Annotated in this window: 19 protein-coding genes; 7 read left to right on the top strand and 12 right to left on the bottom strand. The window is 48.0% G+C overall.

Annotated elements, in window-relative coordinates; translation table 11 throughout:
• Positions 1-2: 2 nt before the first annotated feature.
• From ICL07_RS12275 to ICL07_RS12300, 6 genes are all read right to left on the bottom strand, one after another.
• Positions 3-749, bottom strand: a complete 747-nt coding sequence (locus ICL07_RS12275) for a TSUP family transporter (protein ID WP_188088187.1) — start codon at positions 747-749, stop codon at positions 3-5.
• Between the two features lies 1 nt (position 750).
• Complete coding sequence (locus ICL07_RS12280) at positions 751-1,833, bottom strand: HesA/MoeB/ThiF family protein (protein WP_246485013.1); 1,083 nt, start codon at positions 1,831-1,833, stop codon at positions 751-753.
• Between the two features lie 17 nt (positions 1,834-1,850).
• The gene (locus ICL07_RS12285) at positions 1,851-2,393 is read right to left on the bottom strand and encodes a GNAT family N-acetyltransferase (RefSeq protein ID WP_188088189.1); all 543 of its coding nucleotides are present in this window, start codon (positions 2,391-2,393) and stop codon (positions 1,851-1,853) included.
• A 63-nt stretch (positions 2,394-2,456) separates the two neighbouring features.
• Positions 2,457-3,728: a serine--tRNA ligase gene (gene serS / locus ICL07_RS12290; RefSeq protein ID WP_188088190.1), complete on the bottom strand. Its 1,272-nt coding sequence runs from the start codon at positions 3,726-3,728 to the stop codon at positions 2,457-2,459.
• A gap of 43 nt (positions 3,729-3,771) precedes the next feature.
• A complete protein-coding gene (locus ICL07_RS12295) occupies positions 3,772-5,439 on the bottom strand; it encodes an NAD+ synthase (RefSeq protein ID WP_188088191.1) in 1,668 nt (555 codons plus the stop codon).
• Between the two features lie 32 nt (positions 5,440-5,471).
• Complete coding sequence (locus ICL07_RS12300) at positions 5,472-6,155, bottom strand: porin family protein (protein WP_188088192.1); 684 nt, start codon at positions 6,153-6,155, stop codon at positions 5,472-5,474.
• Between the two features lie 172 nt (positions 6,156-6,327).
• Between ICL07_RS12300 and gldB the strand changes: the two genes are divergently transcribed.
• Complete coding sequence (gene gldB / locus ICL07_RS12305; protein ID WP_188088193.1) at positions 6,328-7,356, top strand: gliding motility lipoprotein GldB; 1,029 nt, start codon at positions 6,328-6,330, stop codon at positions 7,354-7,356.
• Here gldB and apaG read toward each other — a convergent pair.
• From apaG to ICL07_RS12330, 5 genes are all read right to left on the bottom strand, one after another.
• Complete coding sequence (gene apaG, locus ICL07_RS12310; RefSeq protein ID WP_188088194.1) at positions 7,353-7,739, bottom strand: Co2+/Mg2+ efflux protein ApaG; 387 nt, start codon at positions 7,737-7,739, stop codon at positions 7,353-7,355. The genes gldB and apaG overlap by 4 nt on opposite strands.
• Positions 7,740-7,822: 83 nt before the next feature.
• Positions 7,823-8,122: a DUF4157 domain-containing protein gene (locus ICL07_RS12315; protein WP_343071013.1), complete on the bottom strand. Its 300-nt coding sequence runs from the start codon at positions 8,120-8,122 to the stop codon at positions 7,823-7,825.
• A 14-nt stretch (positions 8,123-8,136) separates the two neighbouring features.
• Positions 8,137-9,081: a DUF5777 family beta-barrel protein gene (locus ICL07_RS12320; RefSeq protein WP_188088195.1), complete on the bottom strand. Its 945-nt coding sequence runs from the start codon at positions 9,079-9,081 to the stop codon at positions 8,137-8,139.
• A 29-nt stretch (positions 9,082-9,110) separates the two neighbouring features.
• The gene (locus ICL07_RS12325) at positions 9,111-9,659 is read right to left on the bottom strand and encodes a YceI family protein (RefSeq protein WP_188088196.1); all 549 of its coding nucleotides are present in this window, start codon (positions 9,657-9,659) and stop codon (positions 9,111-9,113) included.
• 18 nt (positions 9,660-9,677) lie between these two features.
• Complete coding sequence (locus tag ICL07_RS12330; RefSeq protein ID WP_188088197.1) at positions 9,678-10,055, bottom strand: hypothetical protein; 378 nt, start codon at positions 10,053-10,055, stop codon at positions 9,678-9,680.
• 102 nt (positions 10,056-10,157) lie between these two features.
• Here ICL07_RS12330 and ICL07_RS12335 point away from each other — a divergent pair, with 102 nt between their 5' ends.
• A complete protein-coding gene (locus tag ICL07_RS12335) occupies positions 10,158-11,432 on the top strand; it encodes a UDP-N-acetylmuramoyl-tripeptide--D-alanyl-D-alanine ligase (protein WP_188088198.1) in 1,275 nt (424 codons plus the stop codon).
• Positions 11,433-11,569: 137 nt separating this feature from the next.
• A complete protein-coding gene (locus ICL07_RS12340; RefSeq protein ID WP_188088199.1) occupies positions 11,570-14,854 on the top strand; it encodes a TonB-dependent receptor in 3,285 nt (1,094 codons plus the stop codon).
• Positions 14,855-15,564: 710 nt separating this feature from the next.
• Here the strand turns inward: ICL07_RS12340 and mce are convergent.
• Positions 15,565-15,966, bottom strand: a complete 402-nt coding sequence (gene mce / locus ICL07_RS12345; protein ID WP_188088200.1) for a methylmalonyl-CoA epimerase — start codon at positions 15,964-15,966, stop codon at positions 15,565-15,567.
• 112 nt (positions 15,967-16,078) lie between these two features.
• Between mce and ICL07_RS12350 the strand changes: the two genes are divergently transcribed.
• From ICL07_RS12350 to ICL07_RS12365, 4 genes are all read left to right on the top strand, one after another.
• A complete protein-coding gene (locus tag ICL07_RS12350; RefSeq protein ID WP_188088201.1) occupies positions 16,079-17,296 on the top strand; it encodes an IscS subfamily cysteine desulfurase in 1,218 nt (405 codons plus the stop codon).
• 69 nt (positions 17,297-17,365) lie between these two features.
• Positions 17,366-18,106 carry a gliding motility-associated ABC transporter permease subunit GldF gene (gldF, locus tag ICL07_RS12355; RefSeq protein WP_188088202.1) on the top strand — a complete coding sequence of 247 codons (741 nt, stop codon included), beginning with the start codon at positions 17,366-17,368 and terminating at the stop codon, positions 18,104-18,106.
• A gap of 10 nt (positions 18,107-18,116) precedes the next feature.
• Entirely contained in the window at positions 18,117-19,826 is a 1,710-nt protein-coding gene (gldG, locus tag ICL07_RS12360; RefSeq protein WP_188088203.1) for a gliding motility-associated ABC transporter substrate-binding protein GldG, read from the top strand.
• A 238-nt stretch (positions 19,827-20,064) separates the two neighbouring features.
• The gene (locus tag ICL07_RS12365) at positions 20,065-21,000 is read left to right on the top strand and encodes a TerC/Alx family metal homeostasis membrane protein (RefSeq protein WP_188088204.1); all 936 of its coding nucleotides are present in this window, start codon (positions 20,065-20,067) and stop codon (positions 20,998-21,000) included.
• Positions 21,001-21,052 lie beyond the last annotated feature (52 nt).

Raw genomic sequence — 21,052 nt, forward strand, 5'->3', positions numbered from 1 at the left:
AATTATTTCACCAGCATTCTCACCCCAGCATATAAAATCAACACCGCCGTAGCGCCCGCCACCCATTTGGGTTTCAGCACACGGGCACTCAGCCGCGCGCCGATCTGTCCGCCGATGATCACTGCTATCAATAACGGCCCGGCAAATGCGGGATCGAATACGATGGCCTTTTTGGCGGCCTGCCCCATCAGACCGGCAATGGAATTGACGAGGATAAAAAAGCTGCTCAGTCCTGCTACATTTTTAGCGGTGTCGTACTTGCCTAACCGTAGTACCGGCGCGAGGTAAATACCTCCACCGATGCCGGTCATACCGGACAGTAAGCCGATAGCCCCGCCGATAAAGCCATACAGGGTACCGTTGCCTTCCCGCAATGTTTCCGGTTCCTGGTTGTTTCGTTCAAAAAACATCCGGTAACACATAAACACGGCTGCCAATGTAAGCGCCACACCCAGCAACAGGAAAAAGGTTTCCTGTTTCAAGGGTAAGTAACTTCCAATAAAAGCTAACGGCACACTCACAAACGACAATAATAAAGCCTTCTTCATGGGCAAATGGCCACTTTTATAAAAATGATACACGCCGCCTGCCACAACGGCTACATTGCACAACAGCGCCGTGGATTTCATCAGCTGAAAGTCGATCCCCCACAGGGCCAGGATAGCCAGATAGCTGGAGCCGCCGCCGAAACCGGCCGCTGAATACACCAGCGCTACCAGGAAAAAAAGAAGACAAAGTTCTATAACCACATTAATAAGTTTGCATCTGGTCGTCGATGGCACAGGCCCAGGCATGGATACCGCCTTCTACATTATATACATCCCTGAAACCCAGCTCCACCAAACGCTGCCCTACGGCCCGGCTACGCATACCATGATGGCACAGCACCGCCAGCGGAGCATCCGGCTGTAATGCAGCTGCACGGCTCAATACCTGTGCCATAGGAATATGGATGGCTTGCGGCAGATGACAAATTTCCCATTCATCCTCTTCTCTCACATCCAGTAATTGCAGGTTACCTTGTTGCAGGCGCTGCTGGAGTTGCTGTACTGACAGGGATTGCAGGTTATTCACTTCACAAACGGTTTGCTGGTAGTTGTTCGCCAAACGTTGTATCTGTAGATTGGCAGCTACCGGTGTAATATTAAAAGTAAGGTGGGTATTATGCAGTGTGTCGATGGTCATCAACTGGTTTTTCAGCGGTGTGCCAATACCGGTGATGATCTTCACCGTTTCGTTGGCCTGGTAACAACCAATGATACCGGGCAATACGCCCAACACACCTATTTCGCTGCAATTCAGCATTTCACCGGATTCCGGCGGCTCGGGGAAAATACAGCGATAGGTAGCGCCGCCCTGGTAGTTAAACACGCTCAGCTGTCCTTCGTACTTATAGATAGCGCCATAGACCAGCGGTTTACCGGTAATCACACAGGCATCGTTGACAAGGTAGCGTGTACCGAAGTTATCGGAACAGTCTACTACTACATCGTAGGCGCCTATTATTTCCAATGCGTTACCGGTAGTGAGCCAGGTATCATGTTGTATGATCTGCACTTCCGGATTCAGCTGTTGCAGGCGGGCGGCAGCCAGTTTTATTTTGGGCTGGTCCTGATCGGCGGTGGTGTACAAAACCTGTCGTTGCAGATTGGTAACGGAGACGGTATCATGTTCCACGATACCGATTTTTCCTATACCCATGGCCGTTAGGTATTGCAATACCGGTACGCCCAGTCCACCCGCGCCGATTACCAGCACGGAAGCGGCCTGCAGCAGGCGTTGTTTTTCCGGGCCAAAGCCTTCCAGTCTTGTCTGTCGGTCATATCGTTGCATAACAAATCGTCTTTTGATCATGGTTTCACCCGGCGGTACATCGTCACCAGGTCAATATATTGTCCGTCTTTTTGCTGTATTCCATTAGGCAGGCGGCCACATTCGAGGAAGCCGAAGTTGCGGTACAGGTGCATGGCTTTATCGTTGTTGCCAAATACCTGGAGATGTATCAACTGTATTTTTTCATGTTGTTCGGCCCAGCGCAGCATGGCCGTCATCAGGCGGCGACCGATACCCAGGCTGCCCCAGGCGCGTTCTACGGCGATACCCATTTCTGCGATATGTGCCTTTTTCTGATAACCGCTGTGGTTCACGGTAACAGAGCCCACCAGGGTATCGTTTACAATAGCTACCAGCATCAGCTGATTGGGATTGTCCAGGTAAGTCCTGATATAATCTTCTTCAGATCGCTCGGTCATTTCGAGCGCTTCTCCGGGGGTAAACAAGAGGTAATCCGTTTCCTGCGTCATTCGCTGGAAATTACGCAGCAGCCCGATGGCGTCTGTTATCACAGGGGGCCTGATGATCAGTTCCTCTCCGTTGGGCAAAAAATGTCTCATAGTACGAAAATAAAAAAAAGCAGCCGGTTTAGGGCTGCTCTTTATCATCAAAAAACAGATATGTTATGCAATTTTGTCTGCCCCGAAATAACGGTGCAATACCGCCGGCAACGGTATACCCGCTGCAGTCTGGTTGTTTTCCAGTATGCAGGCCATGATGCGGGGAAGCGCCAGGGAGCTGCCGTTCAAAGAGTGGGTCAGCTGCGGTTTGCCGTTCGCTTCCTTGAAACGGATCTTCATGCGGTTGGTCTGATAGGTTTCAAAGTTAGATACAGAGCTTACTTCCAGCCATTTCTGCTGGGCAGCGCTGTATACTTCAAAATCGTAGGTAATGGCAGAAGCGAAGCTCATATCGCCACCGCACAACCGCAGAATGCGGTAAGGCAGCTGGAGCGTGTTGAGCAGCTTTTCCACATGGGCCACCATCTCATCCAGTGCGTCAAAAGATTTCTCCGGATGAACGATCTGTACGAGTTCTACTTTATCAAACTGGTGTACCCTGTTCAGGCCACGCACATCTTTACCGTAAGAACCGGCTTCACGGCGGAAGCAGGGAGTATAACCGGTCATTTTGATAGGCAGGTCTGTATCTTTCACGATCTCATCGCGGTAGATGTTGGTCAGTGGCACTTCTGCAGTTGGGATCAGGAAGTAATTATCTTCCGTAGCATGATACATCTGACCTTCTTTATCCGGTAACTGGCCTGTACCAAAGGCAGAGGTTTCGTTTACCAGGTAAGGAGGGGCGTATTCGGTATAACCGTTGTCCAGGTTGAAGTCCAGGAAATACTGTATCATCGCGCGTTGCAGGCGGGCGCCCTGTTTTTGGAACACAGGAAATCCGCTGCCGGTGATTTTATTACCCAGCTCAAAATCAATCAGCTGGTATTTTTTTGCGAGGTCCCAGTGCGGCACAGCATCTGCAGGCAGGGTGGGAATATCACCACCGCGGCGTACTTCCACGTTTTCTTCCGGCGTTTTGCCGGGAGGAACGATCGCTGCAGGCAGGTTAGGCAGTTTTACGAGGGTATCGTGCAGTGCTTTTTCGGTAGCGTTCAGTTCTTCGTTCACCGGTCCCAGCTTCTCTTTCAGGGCATTCACCGCGGCACGTTGTGCTTCTCCTTCCTCTTTTTTACCCTGCGCCATCAGTTTACCGATCTCTTTAGAGAGGCTGTTCACCTGCGCTTGTGTTTCATCATACTCCTGGGTGAGGCGCTTACGCTTGTCGTCCAGTGCCAGTACTTCGTCGACCAGACCTGTTTCTTTAAAGTTTTTCAGGGCCAGGCGCTCTAATACCAGTTCTTTATTTTGACGTATAAACGGTACTTGTAACATGTTATATTATTAAAAAATTTGCTCAAAGATAAAAAAATAGCATTTAGCTGAGATATTTACCTACTATCGGGATTCTGCGGCCCACACCAAAGGCCTTGGACGATACCCGGATAATAGGGCAGAATTGATTCCTTTTGTATTCGTTGGTGTTGACCATCTTTAAGGCCCGCGAAACCAAAGCGGAGTCAAATCCCTGAGCAATAATTTCTTTAGGTCCCTGGCGGCGCTCAATGTACTGGTACAGCAGTTTGTCCAGTACGGCGTAATCCGGCAGGCTGTCGCTGTCTTTTTGATTAGGGCGCAGCTCAGCGGAAGGGGCCTTGTCAATGATATTTACCGGTATAATTTCTTTATCCCGGTTGATATACCGCGCGAGCGCGTATACCTGCATTTTATACACGTCGCCCAGTACAGACAGGCCACCGGCCATATCGCCGTAAAGGGTACCGTAGCCGGTAGACAGCTCACTCTTATTGGAGGTATTCAGCAGGATATACCCGAATTTGTTGGAAAGCCCCATCAGCAGGTTACCGCGGATACGGGACTGGGTATTTTCTTCTGCCACATTGAAGGGCAGTCCCTGGAAATACGGTTCCAGCGTGGCCAGGAAACTTTCGTAAATATTGTTGATGCGGATAACATCGTAGGGATTGTTCAGGTTTTGAGACAAGGCTACGGCGTCATCTACAGAGTGTTCGGTAGAATAGGGGGAAGGCATCAGCACCGCCCGCACGTTTTCAGCGCCCAGCGCGTCGCAGGCGATGGCCAGCGTCACTGCGCTGTCGATACCGCCGGAAGAGCCCAGGATAGCCTTTTTAAAGCCCATTTTGCCGAAATAATCACGGATACCCAGTACCAGCGCATCATAGATACGATTGATATTATGTTCAAATACCAGTTCCGTCAACGGCGTGAAAGCCTGCATGGCGGCAGGTGCTTCGCCTTTGGCGAGCAGCTCTTCCAGGTCCACGCCGCCCATGGCTTCGGTGAAGTAGGGCAGTTCTTTCACCACATTACCGGCAGCATCGTAAATCAGGGAACCGCCGTCAAATACGATCTCCGTCTGGGAGCCCACGGTATTACAGTAATACATGGGCAACCTGTATTTCAGCACGTTGGCGCGGATAATCTCTTTACGGTCTTCATCATGGTCGTAGTCAAACGGAGATGCGGAAAGATTGATCATCACATCCGGCTCCTGCGCCATCAGCAGGTCCATGGGACATACGCGGTACAGCGGGTTATCGCCCAGGTTCCAGATATCTTCACAGATAGTCACCGCCAGTTTTTTGCCTTTAAACGGAATGATGTTCCAGGCATAGGACGGCTCGAAGTAACGGTATTCGTCGAACACGTCGTAGGTGGGGAGCAGTGTTTTGTGCACCACCTGTTTTACTTCGCCTTCATGGAGGAACCAGGCCGCATTAAAAAGGTCTTTGCCTTCCCGTTGCGGGTTGCGGGCCGGACTGCCTACCAGCACGGCGATATTTTGTGTATGGGCTTTGATCACGTCGATAGCGTGATAACATTGCCGGATAAAATCTTCAAATTCCAGAAAATCGCGGGGGGGATAACCACAAACGCACAACTCGGAAAACACGACCAGGTCAGCGCCCTGTTCCCGGGCGGCCTGAATGCCTGCTATGATCTTCTCTGTATTGTGTTCAAAATTGCCTATATGATAATTCTGCTGTGCCAGTATAATTTTCATATCCTGAAAAAAGTTTAGTTTGGCTGTTGTTGTTAAAAATATACGCCCAGCCGCAGCGCAAAGCTATTCATATTTACTTTACCATCATCCCATTTAGCGTTGCGGGTTACATCCACAAAGCCATTCTGGTAGGTGAGACCTACGATACCGGTGAGGGTTTCACCCAACGGGTACTCTATTCCGGCGCCGATGAGCATGCCGATATTAATGCGGTTCATTTCCGGTAAGATGTTTACCCTGTCTGTTGTTTGATTAAGGGAGATGACATCCGCCCTGCCGCTGACCGGGAAGGCGAAATAAGTACCGAATTGTCCCCACCAGTCGATATCGTTATGAGAAGTGGTTTTTAACTTCAGCGCTACCGGTATTTCGATATAGGTGAGTTTCATATTATATTCCGACGGATTAGCTTTGAAGTCGCTCAAACCTTTGCCGGCATCATATTTCAGTTTACTGCCACCCAGTACCACGTTAAAACCCGAAGCCAGTGCATAGTTACCGGTTTCATTCAGGTTAAAATCAGCCATCAGCCCGAAGTTCAGTCCCAGTTTGGAACTGTTGCGGTTTACGCCCGACTCCTGGGGTTTCAAAATAGAGATCATCGGATCTATTTTAAAGCCCAGCCTCACCTGGCGGCCAAAATTATTGTAGCCGCTTTGTGCCATCCCAGCCGTTGCGATCCCTAATGTCAATGCCAGCAGGAAAAACCTCTTCATATGATTCATTTTAACGATGAAATTACGAATATCAATTTCGAATTACGAATTACGAATTATGAATTCGTAGTGCCCCATACAATAAGGTTGCTAAAGAAACGTATTATATAGGAATTATTTTAATTCGTAATTCGTAATTCCCAATTCGTAATTGTTTAATAATTTTACCTCAATGCGAAACAATTCTACATATTCCCTGCTTACCGGCTGCCTCATGGCACTGTGCCTCTATGCCTGTAAATCCGGCAATAAAGCGCCGGATGTTAGTCATATACCCATGAACGTTAGTATACAACGGTTTGATTCGGCGTTGTTTACCCTCGATACCAACAACGTACTGGCCGGCTTGCCCCGTCTTCATGAAACGTACCCGCTTTTTACGCCCATTTATCTGTCAGAAATCATGAACATGGGCGCCTATGGCGACAGTAGCAAGGAACTGGCGCAGCAGCTGCGGCTTTTCCTGACCAACAAGGACTTCCGGCAGCTGGCCGCTGATGTGAACCAGCGGTTTGGCAACACCGCTCCGCTGAAAAAACAGCTGGAAGAGGCTTTCCGTTACACCAAATACTATATTCCGGCTTTCCGCACCCCCAAAGTGGTCACTTTCACGTCTGCTATTGCCAATTATGGTGCCATTACGATCGACTCTATCCTGGGAATAGGACTGGACATGTATATGGGAGCCGATTTCCCACCCTATGCCCAGATCCCGGACTATCCCGAATATATGATACGCCGCTTTGCGCCTGAATATATTACCACCAACTGTATGCAGGTGCTGCAACAGCAGATGTACCCTTCGCCCCGCAATGGCGGTGGTTTGCTGGAACAGATGATAGAAGCCGGCAAACAACAGTATTTTCTCTCCAAAGTACTTCCCGATACCCCGGATTCTATCCGTTTCGGCTATACGAACGAGCAGCTGCAATGGTGCCGGGATAATGAAAAAATGATCTGGAACTTTTTCGTACAACATAACCTGTTATATACTACCGACTGGCAGCAGATCAATCTTTTCATGAACGATGCACCGGCCACCCAGGGTATGCCTGAAGGATCTCCCGGAAAAATCGGCTACTTCGTGGGCTACGAAATCGTGAACAAATACATGGAAAAACATGCTGACGTAACCGTACAGCAATTGATGGAGTCGAAGAATGTACTGGAAATATTCAAGGCAGCGAGGTACAGACCTTAGTTCAGTTTGAAAGGAACCACCATCTGGAATTCAGGAATCCTCACTTCGAGGATTTTCTTGTCCAGTTGGTTTTCCATCTGGTAGGTACCGTACATCTTCCCTATTTCAGTGCGGAGATTGGATCCCGAGACATATTGATAAGTCTCGCCGGGGGCCAGTAGCGGCTGAACGCCTACTACGCCTTCACCTTCCACTTCACGGTGGGTACCGTTGGAATCAATGATATACCAGTGGCGGCGCAGCAACTTGATGGGGAAAGTATTGTTGTTTTCAATGGTAATACGGTAAGCAAACATGAATTCGCCTCCAATAGGATTAGAATAATCCGGCTGGTAGAATGTTTCCACGCTGATGGTGATGCCCTCTGTTACCTTCTTAACCATAAAATCAACCTTTGACGTAAAAATAATAAAAATAAAGCCAGTGGGTACAAAAATTATATTTTCCGCAACACTTTAACGATTTTTTAAATAATTTCTATTCCCTCCAACATTCCCGGGTCAGCCTCCGCCTTTCTGGCGGCTACCTCCAGCGGGTTCTGGTAATATCCCTTCCGCATGGATTGGTACAGATACCGGGCCAGGAAACCTATCATGCCGTATTGGCGGTACTGTTTTACATGGCATACCTCATGCCGGACCCAGGCAATATCGGACAGGAACTCGAACCGGGACGCACCATGCAGGTGTATTGTGCGTCCCAGTACCATGGCTACTTCCTGTACCCCCATCACCATGGCGGCAATGCGGGCAAGCCCTGAATTCACTTGTATGCGGCAGCTTATTTTTTCCAATCCTTTTTCCCGAATAATGTAAATCTACGGGAAATATTGAAACCCCAGCGGAACTGCCCCTGTAACCAGGAGGTCGTCGTTTCCGGGATAAACTGGGTTTCCTGTATAGCGGAAGAATTGGTAAAATTAAGATGGAACACGTGCCCACCGGTCTCTATTTCCAGGCCTACGCCCAGCGGGTTATAAAAAGTGATCCCCTGCGCCTTGTAATAGTCACGGCTGGCCTGCGACCGGAAAGGATAAAAATATTCCGCTACAATACCAATCCGTTTGGACAACTTCAGCCGGCCACCTACCCCCAGGGCAAAGAGGTTGTTCTCATCCATATATCCTACCCGGTTACGGTGCACATAAGTGGGCGACAGCGAGAATGCCAGTTTGTCCCCGAACTTACGGGCAATGATACTCTGGGCGACGTAACTCATCCTGTCCGAAGCGCCACCGAAATAGGCCGCCTGATGCGGGTCTGCTTCTGAAGTCATACAAGACATGACCGCAGTACCCAGCAAAGCGACAGATACCGGTACATAACCGTCCCGGGTTTGCTCTACCAGCCGGTATTTCAGCAGCAGGTCTATCAGCTGATGCTGCGCCCCCGATCCTTTGGAGCGGCCCAGACCGGCCATCAACCGGTTGGTAATGCCATATTCCAGACCGATACGGATATCGGTGGAATTATCGATGCCATAAAATGTTTTGACGCCGCCAAATTCCCCGCCCAGGTCGCCAAAACGGTGATCTACCCTCACATCCAGCTCATGTTTACCCAGCATATCGGTAGAATGCCCCATAATAATACGGGTACCCTTATAGGTATACAATACCTTCGGATGCGCCGGACCGGTAGAATCAAATAACTGGCTCAGGTCCTGCTGCGCCTGAGCATATAAGCTGATGCCGGTATACAGCATCAGTAAAACCATCTTTTTCATGGGTATATTTAAAATGATGAATACAAGATTTACCGGTTGACCGCCGTATATACTGCGTTGACCGTTACCGCTACTACTTCGGCTACATTTTTTACTACCAGTGAAGGCACATCAATACGATGATCCCTGATACTGATGTTGAAGGTGGAGCCTGCCGTTATGTTACCGTCTTTCACCGTGATGGTGCCTTTTTCCCGGTAATTTTTATCTACCCCGTGCAGGTTCAGCGTGCCTTCCACGATGACCTCGTAAGTGCCGTTGCGGCTGAGGTCAGCCCCATCCAGTACCTTTCCCTTGAATTCGGCAAACGGATATTTGTCGCTCTCCAGGTAGTTTTGGTTGAAATGTTCCTGCATCAGTTTCTTTTTAAACTGAAAAGCAGTAATGGGTACTTTAAAATAGATAGCGCCGGTTTTTACGTTGATAGCCGATACGCCCTTGTCTGTTTTGGCTTCTATATCTTCCAGCGGAGCGGAAGAGAAAAAAGAGAACCGGGTATTTTTACAGGAAAAAACATCCTGCGCTGATACCGCACCGGTGATGATCACCAATGATAAAAGAAGAATCAGGTTTTTCATGTGTAAAAGATTTTGGTTTTACTGATCAGGCATACTGTGTTCTATCCAGCAGGCCAGCGAGTCTTTCATTCCCTTTGTCAGTGCCGGGAAACGGGACGGCGGCATATCCGCCTGGGCGCTGGTCACCCGCTGCGCGAAGACCGCTTTCGACGCTGTGATGTAGGCTTTCAGGTTATCCGGGGAAGAGAAATCGGCACGTCCACGGGGAATAGCGCCGGTATGGCATCCACGGGAAGTACAGTTGACTTGTATCGCCTGATACGCGTAACTGGTAACAATACGGGCCGTCTTACAATCCAGACCGGCGTTTGGGATGACAGGAGCCGGTGCCTGTTCATTTTTACAGGCTGCAAACAGCAGGCAGCCAGCTAACAAGAGTTGGGTTTTCCTTTTCATAATAGCTTATTGATCAGCATCTGATACGAAAGATGCATGGATTGGGTTGCCAGGGTTATACTATTTGGATATTGTTGTTATTTTGCAGAAAATATTCCACCCGTGACCATAGAACAAATCTATCATATCTATCTGCAGCATAGCAGCATTCAGACAGACACCCGCAAGTTGCAACCGAATGATATTTTCTTTGCCTTAAAAGGAGACAATTTTAACGGCAACGAATTTGCCGCCAAAGCGCTGGAGATGGGCGCCGCCTTCGCCGTGGTAGATGAAGCCGCCTATTTTACCCAACCGGATAAAATGGTACTGGTAGATAATGTACTGGAAACCCTGCAGGCCCTGGCACTATGGCACCGGAAACAATTAAACATTCCTTTTCTCGCTATTACCGGTACTAACGGTAAAACCACTACGAAAGAGCTGGTTAACGCCGCCCTCTCCGCCGGTTTTAAAACGTTCGCTACCATCGGCAACCTCAATAATCATATTGGCGTACCCCTCACCATCCTGGGCATCAAGCCGGATGTGGAAATAGCTGTGATTGAAATGGGCGCCAGCCATCAGAAAGAAATCGCCGGCTATTGCACCATCGCCCTGCCTACACATGGTATTATTACCAACATCGGCAAAGCCCACCTCGAAGGTTTCGGTAGTGAAGAAGGCGTACGCATCGCTAAAGGAGAACTGTACGATTATCTCCGCGCCAACAACGGAACCGTATTTGTGTGCAACGATTTCCCGTACCTGGTGGAGATGAGCAAAGGCATTGCCAACATAGTAACCTACGGCAGCAAAGACGCCGATTATACTGGCACACCCGTAGCCGGCAAGGCTCTGCTGGGCGTTGAAGTACCCGGTAAGATCGAATTTATTCAGACCAAACTCACCGGCGCTTACAACTTCCCCAACGTAATGGCCGCGGTAGCCGTAGCAAGTCATTTTAAGGTACCGGTAGAAAAAATCGGTCCCGCTATCGCTGCCTATACACCGTCCAACAACCGCTCACAGGTCATGCAGCAAGGCAGCAATACCATCATCATGGACGCCTACAATGCTAACCCTTCCAGCATGAAAGCGGCCATCGATAATTTCGTGGGCCTCGATTCCTCCCGTAAGGTGCTAATGCTCGGCGCCATGATGGAGTTGGGAACCGATAGTGTAAAAGAACACGAAACATTGGTGAAACAACTGCAACAATACCATTGGGAAGCAGTCGTGTTGGTAGGCGGCGACTTCAAAAAAGTCAACCATCCTTACATTTATTTTGATACCGCAGCCGAAGCCCAACAATGGCTGCAGCAGCAACAATTCCAGGACATGCATATATTAATTAAAGGCTCCCGCAGCACCGGAATGGAAAAAGTATTGGGATAAAATTTTTGTGCAGATACTTATTTTATAATTATTAATGATTTCATAATTGTATTATTTTTAATGCTATTATTTCTCATTTGATATTTGCCAAAATCTGAATCGCAATGCACAACAACAATTGGTGTAAAACCCTATGTATGCTCATCTGCATACTGCTAATCTCTGTTTTCATTTTTGCCCAGGAAACCACCTCCGATATTGCCGGCATCATCGGCAGTAACGATGGCCCCGTACCCGGCGCCAGCATTGTGGCGCTGCATCAACCTACCGGAACGCGTTATGTAACCGTATCGCGCAAGGATGGCCGTTTTAACCTGCCGAACCTGCGCGTCGGCGGTCCTTATGTATTAACCGTTTCCTACATCGGTTTCAAAGACGAAAAAAGAGAAAACATTTTCCTGCAACTGGGACAGGAATACAAAGCAGATATCAAGCTGCAACAAAGCACCAGTAACCTCAACGAAATTGTGGTGAAAACCGCCGCACAAAACAAAGTCATTAACAACGCCCGCACCGGTAGCCAGGAAGTGATTACCCGTGCGCAGATGGACCGGTTACCTACCATTACCCGTTCCATGCAGGACTTTACCAAACTCACGCCGTCTGCCAATGGCCTTAACATCGGAGGCAGAAGTAACCAGCTGAACAACATTACCGTTGATGGCGCCAACTTTAACAACTCATTCGGTCTGCAGCCTACACTTGGTTCCCAGACTGCTTCTCAGCCCATCAGCCTCGAAGCGCTGGAACAAATCCAGGTAAACGTATCTCCCTATGATGTAAGACAAGGCGGCTTCTCCGGCGCTGGCATCAACAGCGTTACCAAAAGCGGCACCAACCAGTTTAAAGGTACAGTGTATACCTACATTCAGTCCCCCGGTCTCCAGGGCCTGAAAGTTGGTAATACCACCGTTACCAAACCTGTTTTCGATTATAACCTGCGCGGCTTCTCTGCCGGCGGTGCTATCAAACAAAATAAACTGTTCTTCTTCATCAGTGCAGAACAGGAGAGAATCACCGCTCCGGCGACCAGTATGGTAGCGAACAGTAAAGCCGGAGCACCGGCCACAGGCAATGTTTCCGGAGCAGTGGCCGATACCCTCAACGCCTTACGCCAGTTCCTGATCGATCAGTATCAGTATGACCCGGGCAGCTACCAGGGTTATACCTATCGCACTTCCAGCGATAAGATCACGGCTAAAATTGATTGGAACGTCAACGAAAGCAACACGTTTACGTTCAAATACAACTATCTGAAATCCTTTAAGGATATCCCTGCCAGCAATAGCGGCGCACCAGGAACCGGCCGCCAACCCAGCAATACCGGACTTCCTTTCAGTGGCAGCGGTTATACCATCAACAACAATTTCAATATCTTCATTGCAGAGCTGAACACCCGTATCGGCAACCGCGCCTCCAATAAATTACAAGTAGGTTTCTCCGCTATGCGCGATTTCAGAACAGCTTTATCTGCCAAAGAATTCCCGCTGGTAGACATTCTCGACGGACAAGGCAACAGCTACACTGCTTTTGGCTACGAACCTTTTACTTACAACAACAAACTCAATACGAACGTCTACCAACTATCAGATATCTTTAATCTATACCGTGGTAAACACGAAATCACCATCGGTACACAGAACTATTATAAAACATTCCTCAATGGTTTTGCGCCCAACTATATGGGCAACTACCGTTTCAATTCCATGACGGATTTTTATGCCAGCGCCAAAGCCGGATCGGCCACCGCTTCCCGTTATGCGCTGTCCTATACTACCACCAAAGACGGCGCTTTCCCCTATGCTAAAGTAAACATGCTGGAGCTGGGCCTTTTTGTGCAGGATAAGTGGAAAGTTACCAATTATTTCACCCTGACCTATGGTTTACGTATAGACGTACCCGTTATCGGCAGCACTTTCGACAAAAACGATTCGCTGACAACGCTTACTTTCCGCGACGGTATCCATCTGGATGCAGGCCGTGCTCCTAAAACCAAACCGATGTTATCCCCCCGCATCGGCTTCAACTGGGACGCTACCCATGACGGTAAAACACAGGTACGTGGCGGCGTTGGCCTGTTCTCCGGTCCTCCGCCGGCAGTATGGCTGAGCAACCAGGCCGGCAACAACGGTGTGCAATTTGGTTCTTTCGTTGCACAAACAGGCGATAATACTCCCAGCATTCCATATGCCTTTAATCCGGATCCATCCAAATATCGGGTAGTCACTACCGAGCCATCCAAACAGTATAACATTGCCGTCATTGACCCGAACTTCAAATATCCGCAGGTGCTGAAGGCTACCCTGGCTGTCGACCGCCAGTTGCCGTGGGGCATCATCGCTACATTGGAAGGCAACTACTCCAAAGACATCAATGCCGTGTACTTCCAGAACGTGAACCTGCCTGCCAGCGGCCTGCAATTGGACAGTACACCAGACCACCGGCTGCGTTACAGCTCCACCAAAATATACGGAGCCGGTACCAGCCTGGGCAATCCAAACATCAGCGATGCTATCCTGATGCGTAATACCAACAAAGGCTACTCTTATTTTGTAACCCTGCAGGTGCAGAAAAATCTGCCTAACCTGTACCTCAGTGCAGCGTATACTTACAGCAAATCCCGTTCTGTAAACGATGGTGGCACCATTGCCCAAGGCAACTGGCGAGACCGGCCGGTAAGCGGCGATCCAAACGAAGCCTCATTGGGTTACTCCAACTACTATCTGCCACACCGCATCATTGCCGCAGCTACCTATCGTTTCACCTGGGCCAAAAATTTCGCTACCTCTATCGGTATGGTGTTTGAAGCCGCTCCCAATGGTGTGGCCAACTACACTTACAACGGCGATCTCAACAACGATGGCTCTGGCGGAAACAATGACCTCATTTACATCCCGGCGACCCAAAACGATATCAAACTGGTACCGGTAGGTTATGGTGACAAAAAATTTGACCCCAACAATCCGGCAGACAAACGCAGCGAAGCAGTTACCTGGAATCAGTTGGACAACTTCATCAAACAGGACGATTACCTGAGCCACCATCGTGGTCAGTATGCAGAACGTAATGCCGTGGTATTACCTTTCTTCAAACGCATGGACCTGAATATCACACAGGACATTTTTGTATTCAGCGGTAAACAGAAAAACAAACACACCCTGCGTCTTACTTTCGACATCATCAATTTCGGCAACCTGCTCAACAGAAGATGGGGTACTTATCAAATTGCCAATGTGCCTTCTTTCCTGAAATATGAAGGACAACTCCGCGATGCCAATGGCAAACCAACCGCAGCACCGGCATTCTCTTTTCCTTACCAGGACAAGGACAACCAAATTCCGGTGACCAATTCCTGGAGGGACAATACCAATACATTATCCCGCTGGCAAGGACAGGTGGGTATCAGGTATATATTCAACTAAACTGTGATGGACATGATTTTTGCTGATTTCGCTGATTCGCGAAGATCGAAGCGATAATTTATTAACAAATAGAAAGCCCCTGCTGAAATATATCAGCAGGGGCTTCCTCTATAATAAAATATCAATTATTGATTTCTTCACTCATCTTCGCGAATCAGCGAAATCAGCAAAAATCATGGCTATCACAGTTCCGGGTTATAATATTTTAGTACTTAACGCGTTAATACCTTAAACGCATATACGCGGACGCAAACAACGACAGTAACTGAAGCATCAATTGCCTTCGCTATTATTATCCATTATCCCGCCTTTTAAAAGAAATGAAATACCAGGTTAGCTAAAAAAAAAAGACCTGCAAGCTAAAAAACCCGCAGGTGTTCATAACCTATGCCAACTTTAGAGTAATCGTGAAAACTTAAAATTCATATTAAATATAAAAATCAAGTTTTATAATATCTTGAGTATATAAGGATCTGTCTTTTAAATTTTTGTTTTTGATTGTCTATTACTGAGATAACGTATCAGAAAATATATTTGTTCAAAAAAGGTCAAAAAATTTTGGGCAATTATTCTTCTGATTTTGGTTTTTTGGGTTCCCTTTCGAGGTCACTCACATTATCTACGTACGACAGGTTCTCTTTGGATTGCTAAAATGGAAAAAAAATTAAAATAAATTTAATTATTGTTTTTTATAATGTATAAGTAATTCGCTATTTGACTTCTTGACAAATTTCGATCAATACCCCATTTGTATTTTTTGGGTGCAGGAAACAAATCAGCTTATTATCAGCCCCTTTTTTGGGGATTTCCTGCAGCAAAACAAAACCTTCCGCCTGCAACCTGGTCATCTCCGCATGAATATCGGCCACCTCGAAAGCGATGTGATGCATCCCTTCTCCCTTTTTTGCCAGGAATTTGGCAATAGCACTGTCCGGCCCGGTAGCTTCCAATAATTCAATCTTGGTTTCGCCCTGTTGAAAAAAAGCAGTCTGTACCTGCTCGCTGGCCACTTCCTCCTTTTTATAACAAGGGGTGTTCAATAGTTTCTCAAATAACGGAACAGACACGTCCAGCGAGGCGACAGCAATCCCGATATGCTCTACTTTTAACATGGGAAATTCTTTTATGGGTATAAATAGTTACAGTCTTTCTTAACCCGGTAAAAATAGAACTTATGTCGTAGATTTGGATTGTTTGGGAGATGATATAAAAAATAAAATAAATATGTTTGATTTGCCCGTTTACCTGGATAACAACGCCACCACGCCCTGCGACCCGCGGGTACTGGAAGTGATGTTGCCCTACTTCAATGTGATGTTTGGCAATGCGGCAAGTCGCAGTCATTCCTTCGGCTGGACGGCAGAAGCCGCCGTGGACAATGCCCGGGAGCAGGTAGCCCGGCTCATTGGCGCCCAACCACAGGAGATCGTTTTCACCTCCGGCGCCACGGAGGCCGTCAACCTGGCTATTAAAGGCGTGTTTGAAACCTACACGGCCAAAGGAAATCATATCATTACCTGTCAAACAGAACACAAAGCGGTATTGGATACCTGTAAACACCTGGAGAAAAAAGGCGCCGCAGTTACTTACCTGCCGGTGAACAGTGAAGGCCTTCCGGACCTGGCCGCCCTGGAAGCCGCCATCACCCCGCAAACCATCCTGATTGCCCTGATGTACGCCAATAATGAAACCGGGGTGATCCATCCGGTGCAGGCCATTGGCGCCATTGCCAAAAAACACGGCGTTATATATATGTGCGATGCCACCCAGGCAGTAGGTAAAATTCCGGTGAATGTACATACCGACCAGATAGACCTGCTGACCATCAGCGCCCATAAACTATACGGCCCTAAAGGAGCCGGCGCCCTTTACGTCCGGCGCCGAGATCCACGGGTGAAGCTCACCGCCCAGCAAGACGGTGGCGGGCATGAAAGAGGCATGCGCTCCGGCACCCTCAATGTACCGGGTATTGTTGGCCTGGGTATGGCCTGCGAATTAGCCCAACAGGAAATGGAAACGGAGGCAAAAAGATTATCGGCCATGCGAAACCGCCTTCAGGATGCGTTATTACAAATAGAACATGCCTATGTGAATGGTTCCGTTGAACACCGCCTGCCGCATGTGATGAATATTTCCTTTAAATACGTAGAAGGGAACACCTTACTGATGGGATTCAATAAAACAATTGCACTGTCTTCCGGCTCCGCCTGCACGGCAGCTTCTATGGAACCCAGCTATGTGCTGAAAGCCTTAGGTATTGGCGACGACCTGGCCCGTGCCTCGTTGCGCTTTGCCCTGGGCCGGTTCACCACCGACGAACAAATCGATTATACGATCCGCACGGTGACCGATACCGTTCAGCAGCTGCGGGCACAAAGTCCGCTCTGGGAAATGTACCGGGAAGGACATCCGGTGGATAGCGCTTCCTGGGCACATCCATGATTTTCCTCCCGGCAACCATAATCTTATATATTTGTATTTTTATGTATCCTAATCCTTACACAACTGTCCATGCTTGCCATCTTTAAGAAAGAGATAAACCAGTTTTTCAGCAGCGTCACGGGTTATGTGGCTATTGTGCTGTTTTTACTGGCAAACGGCCTTTTCCTCTTCGTATTCCCTGATACCAATCTGCTGGATACCGGTTACGCCAACCTGGACCCGTTGTTCGACCTGGCGCCGCTGATTTATCTGTTACTCATCCCGGCTATCACCATGCGCTGCTTTGCCGATGAGTTTAAAACCGGTACCATGGAGCTGTTGAGTACCAAACCACTAAGCTGGTGGCAGATTGTGATGGGTAAATTCTGGGGAAGCCTGCTGATCGTGGTCATTTCCCTGGTACCTACCGTAGTGTATTATATTGCCGTACGGCAGCTGAGCGTCAACCCGCAACAGCTCGATAATGGCGGTATAATCGGGGCTTATACCGGTTTATTCCTGCTAGGCGCCGTTTTCACTGCCATCGGCATATGGGCCTCCTCGCTCACCAGCAACGCTATGATATCTTTCCTGATAGCCGTTTTCACCTGCTATATTTTTTACAATGGTTTCGATGCCCTCAGCAAAATCCCTGCTTTCAGCGGCGGAGCCGACTACTACCTGCAAATGGCCGGTATCCGGTTTCACTACACGTCCATCAGCCGTGGCGTGATAGACAGCCGTGACGTCATCTATTTCATCAGCGTCATCGGTTTGATGTTATATCTCACCAAATTATCCCTACAAAGAAAACTCTGGCAGAACGGTTAATATAAACAGTATGGCTAAACGAAAAAAATATATACAGCGGGCGCTGGTCATCATCCTGGTACTGATAGGTGTGAACATCGTTGCGGCCTACCTCCACGGCCGATGGGACCTCACCGCTGAAAAAAGATATACGCTCACCGGCAGCACCAAACAGCTGTTGCGTCAGCTCAACAGCCCGGTAGAAATTGAAGTATTCCTCAAAGGCGATTATCCCGCTTCCTTCAAACAGCTGGCCCAGTCAACCCGGGAACTGCTGGATGAATTCAGGGAATACGGCAAACAAAATATCCGTTTTACTTTCATCAATCCCGGCCAGGGACTTTCAGACTCTGCCCGCATGAAATTTTTCGGGGAACTCACGGACCATGGTATCATGCCGTTTAACATGCAGGTACAGGGAGATGCCAACGACAGCTATTCCCAGAAACTCATCTTCCCCGGTGCACTGGTACGGTATAAAGGAAAAACCATCGGCGTCAACCTGCTGAAAAATCAGGGAGGGCAGGATCCGCTGCAATCCATGAACAACTCGGAAGCATTGCTGGAATATCAGTTTGCCAATGCCATCAGCAAATTACAGGATGAAAAAAAGCCGTTGGTAGGGTATATGCTGGGCCATGGCGAATCGTTGGGAGCGGAAGTATACGACGCACTGACTACCCTGCAGTCCAATTATGGTCTCGATACCCTTACCCTGCAATCTGTTCCTGCTATTCCGCATGATTTTGACATCCTCCTGTTTGCCAAGCCCGCAGCGGCTTTCAGCGATCAGGATAAATTGAAGATTGACCAGTTTGTGATGAATGGAGGAAAAATATTATGGTTTATCGATGAAGCCAACGCCTCCATGGACAGTCTGCATCAGCGGCCGGAATTCCTCGCCTTCGATCAGGGGCTGAACCTGGAGGATCTGTTGTTCCGTTACGGCGTACGTATCAACCAGGACCTGGTACAGGACCTGCAATGCGATGTAGTGCCGCTGGTAGTGGGCAATGTGGGCAACCGTCCGCAGATACAGCCGGTGCCGTTTCCTTATTTCCCGATGCTGACGCCCACCGGCGCGCATCCTATTGTAAAAAATATGGATATGGTGCTGAGCCGTTTTGTGAGTTCGCTGGATACCGTGAGAACAGAAGGCGTGAAAAAAACTATCCTGCTCACCACTTCCCGCAGCAGCCGGAAAGTGCGTATCCCGGCACAGGTAAGCTGGGACATTGTTAAAGCCAAACCCAATGTGAGAGAATACCGGGAACGGAATATTCCTGCAGCCGTATTGCTGGAAGGGCATTTTACCTCTTTGTTCCGCAACCGCCTGGATCAGGCTACCATGACCGATTTTCAGCGGGTGAGCGGTCGCCCGTTCCGGGAAACGGCCGATACCGTTAACAAGATGATTGTTGTGAGCGACGGGGACCTGATCGCCAATGCCGTATCCCGTAAAGAAGGGCCGTTGCAGATGGGTATTAACGAGTTTAACCCGGGGTTTGCCTTTGCCAATAAAGAATTTTTTCTCAACTGTCTGGAGTACCTGAGTGGTAAAAGTGGTATCATGGAAAGCAGGAACAAGGAACTTACCCTTCGGCTGCTGGATGCAGAAAAGATCAGGAAAGAAAAAACGAAATGGCAGGTCATTTGTTTTTTGGTACCGATAGGCCTGGTGCTGCTTTTTGCGATGGTGTTCCAATTCGTGCGCCAGCGGAAGTTCTCGCAAAGTTTATAAGAACGTAAAGGATTAAAGCGAAGGAAACAATTACCTGTAAAGACATTAAGGTTTATACACATACAATAAAAAAGATGACCGAAGTCATCCTTTTTTATTTTTTTTATATGCATTTTACGACCCGGCTGATAAGCATTTCACCTGCATCTCTTGGCGCTCTTTGCTCTCTTATATGTCTTTGCGAGCCCATTGCGTGGAGAAATACCTATCTTTGCTCCTCACAAAAAGTGCGTGCTTAATGACACCTATCCAGTGGACATATCTCATCTTCACCGTGGTGATAGTCCTGGCTTTAGTTTTTGATCTGGGTTTATTCAGTAAGAAGAACACCAAAACAACGCTTAAAACCGCTTTATGGCAAAGCATTTTCTGGGTAGGGTTAGCCGTTTTGTTCTTTGGGTTTATGTGGTTTGAAGATGGTAGTGAAACAGCCATCAGCTTCATGAGTGCTTATCTCATGGAGAAATCACTCTCGATGGATAATATTTTTGTATTTATTCTCATCTTCGGTTTCTTTAAAGTAAGGGAAGAACACTATTCACGTGTCTTATTGATAGGTATCCTGATGGCACTTGTGTTCAGGGCCATTTTCATTAGTGTGGGAGTAGTGCTGATCAGCCAGTTTCACTGGATATTATACATCTTTGGTTTGATACTGTTGTATACGGGTTATAAGATGTTTAAGGCGAAGCCGGAGGATGAATTTAAACCAGAAGAGAGTATTGTATACCGGTTTATGAACAAATACCTGCGGGTGGCTCATGAGGAGGTGAATGGAAAATTTGTTGTCCGCAAAAATAATAAGGTGTATCTGACTACGTTATCTGTAGTAGTCGTGATGCTCGCCGTAACCGATATTATTTTCGCGCTGGATTCCATTCCTGCGGTATTTGCCATCTCACAACAGCCGGTAGTAGTATATACCTCCAACATATTTGCCGTACTGGGATTAAGGTCCCTGTTCTTTTTGTTGAGAGGTGCGGTAGATAAATTCGATTATCTTCCGCAGGGAATAGCTATTATACTGATATACATAGGACTAAAAATGCTGGCCGATTACTTTATCCACATACCGGTATATGTGTCGTTGTTAGTGATTGTTCTTTGTCTGGGAGGGTCTATCTGGTACTCCCGTCATCATCAGAAAAATAAGTTACCTGAAAGAAAAGCCTAATAATAAAACAGCTGTTATAGGAGTCATAGCAGTATGTTAGTGATTATTCAAA

The sequence above is a fragment of the Chitinophaga qingshengii genome (genome assembly GCF_014529935.1).
Taxonomy (GTDB): domain Bacteria; phylum Bacteroidota; class Bacteroidia; order Chitinophagales; family Chitinophagaceae; genus Chitinophaga; species Chitinophaga qingshengii.

Bases quoted from the DNA above. Each gene is read 5' to 3' on its own strand.
- ICL07_RS12340 (WP_188088199.1), top strand. From the start codon at position 11,570: ATGCTCATCTGCATACTGCTAATCTCTGTTTTCATTTTTGCCCAGGAA.
- ICL07_RS12330 (WP_188088197.1), bottom strand. From the start codon at position 10,055: ATGAAAAGGAAAACCCAACTCTTGTTAGCTGGCTGCCTGCTGTTTGCA.
- ICL07_RS12300 (WP_188088192.1), bottom strand. From the start codon at position 6,155: ATGAAGAGGTTTTTCCTGCTGGCATTGACATTAGGGATCGCAACGGCT.
- ICL07_RS12365 (WP_188088204.1), top strand. From the start codon at position 20,065: ATGACACCTATCCAGTGGACATATCTCATCTTCACCGTGGTGATAGTC.
- serS (WP_188088190.1), bottom strand. From the start codon at position 3,728: ATGTTACAAGTACCGTTTATACGTCAAAATAAAGAACTGGTATTAGAG.
- mce (WP_188088200.1), bottom strand. From the start codon at position 15,966: ATGTTAAAAGTAGAGCATATCGGGATTGCTGTCGCCTCGCTGGACGTG.
- gldG (WP_188088203.1), top strand. From the start codon at position 18,117: ATGGCTAAACGAAAAAAATATATACAGCGGGCGCTGGTCATCATCCTG.
- ICL07_RS12320 (WP_188088195.1), bottom strand. From the start codon at position 9,081: ATGAAAAAGATGGTTTTACTGATGCTGTATACCGGCATCAGCTTATAT.
- gldB (WP_188088193.1), top strand. From the start codon at position 6,328: ATGCGAAACAATTCTACATATTCCCTGCTTACCGGCTGCCTCATGGCA.
- ICL07_RS12295 (WP_188088191.1), bottom strand. From the start codon at position 5,439: ATGAAAATTATACTGGCACAGCAGAATTATCATATAGGCAATTTTGAA.
- ICL07_RS12285 (WP_188088189.1), bottom strand. From the start codon at position 2,393: ATGAGACATTTTTTGCCCAACGGAGAGGAACTGATCATCAGGCCCCCT.
- gldF (WP_188088202.1), top strand. From the start codon at position 17,366: ATGCTTGCCATCTTTAAGAAAGAGATAAACCAGTTTTTCAGCAGCGTC.
- ICL07_RS12350 (WP_188088201.1), top strand. From the start codon at position 16,079: ATGTTTGATTTGCCCGTTTACCTGGATAACAACGCCACCACGCCCTGC.
- apaG (WP_188088194.1), bottom strand. From the start codon at position 7,739: ATGGTTAAGAAGGTAACAGAGGGCATCACCATCAGCGTGGAAACATTC.
- ICL07_RS12325 (WP_188088196.1), bottom strand. From the start codon at position 9,659: ATGAAAAACCTGATTCTTCTTTTATCATTGGTGATCATCACCGGTGCG.
- ICL07_RS12280 (WP_246485013.1), bottom strand. From the start codon at position 1,833: ATGCAACGATATGACCGACAGACAAGACTGGAAGGCTTTGGCCCGGAA.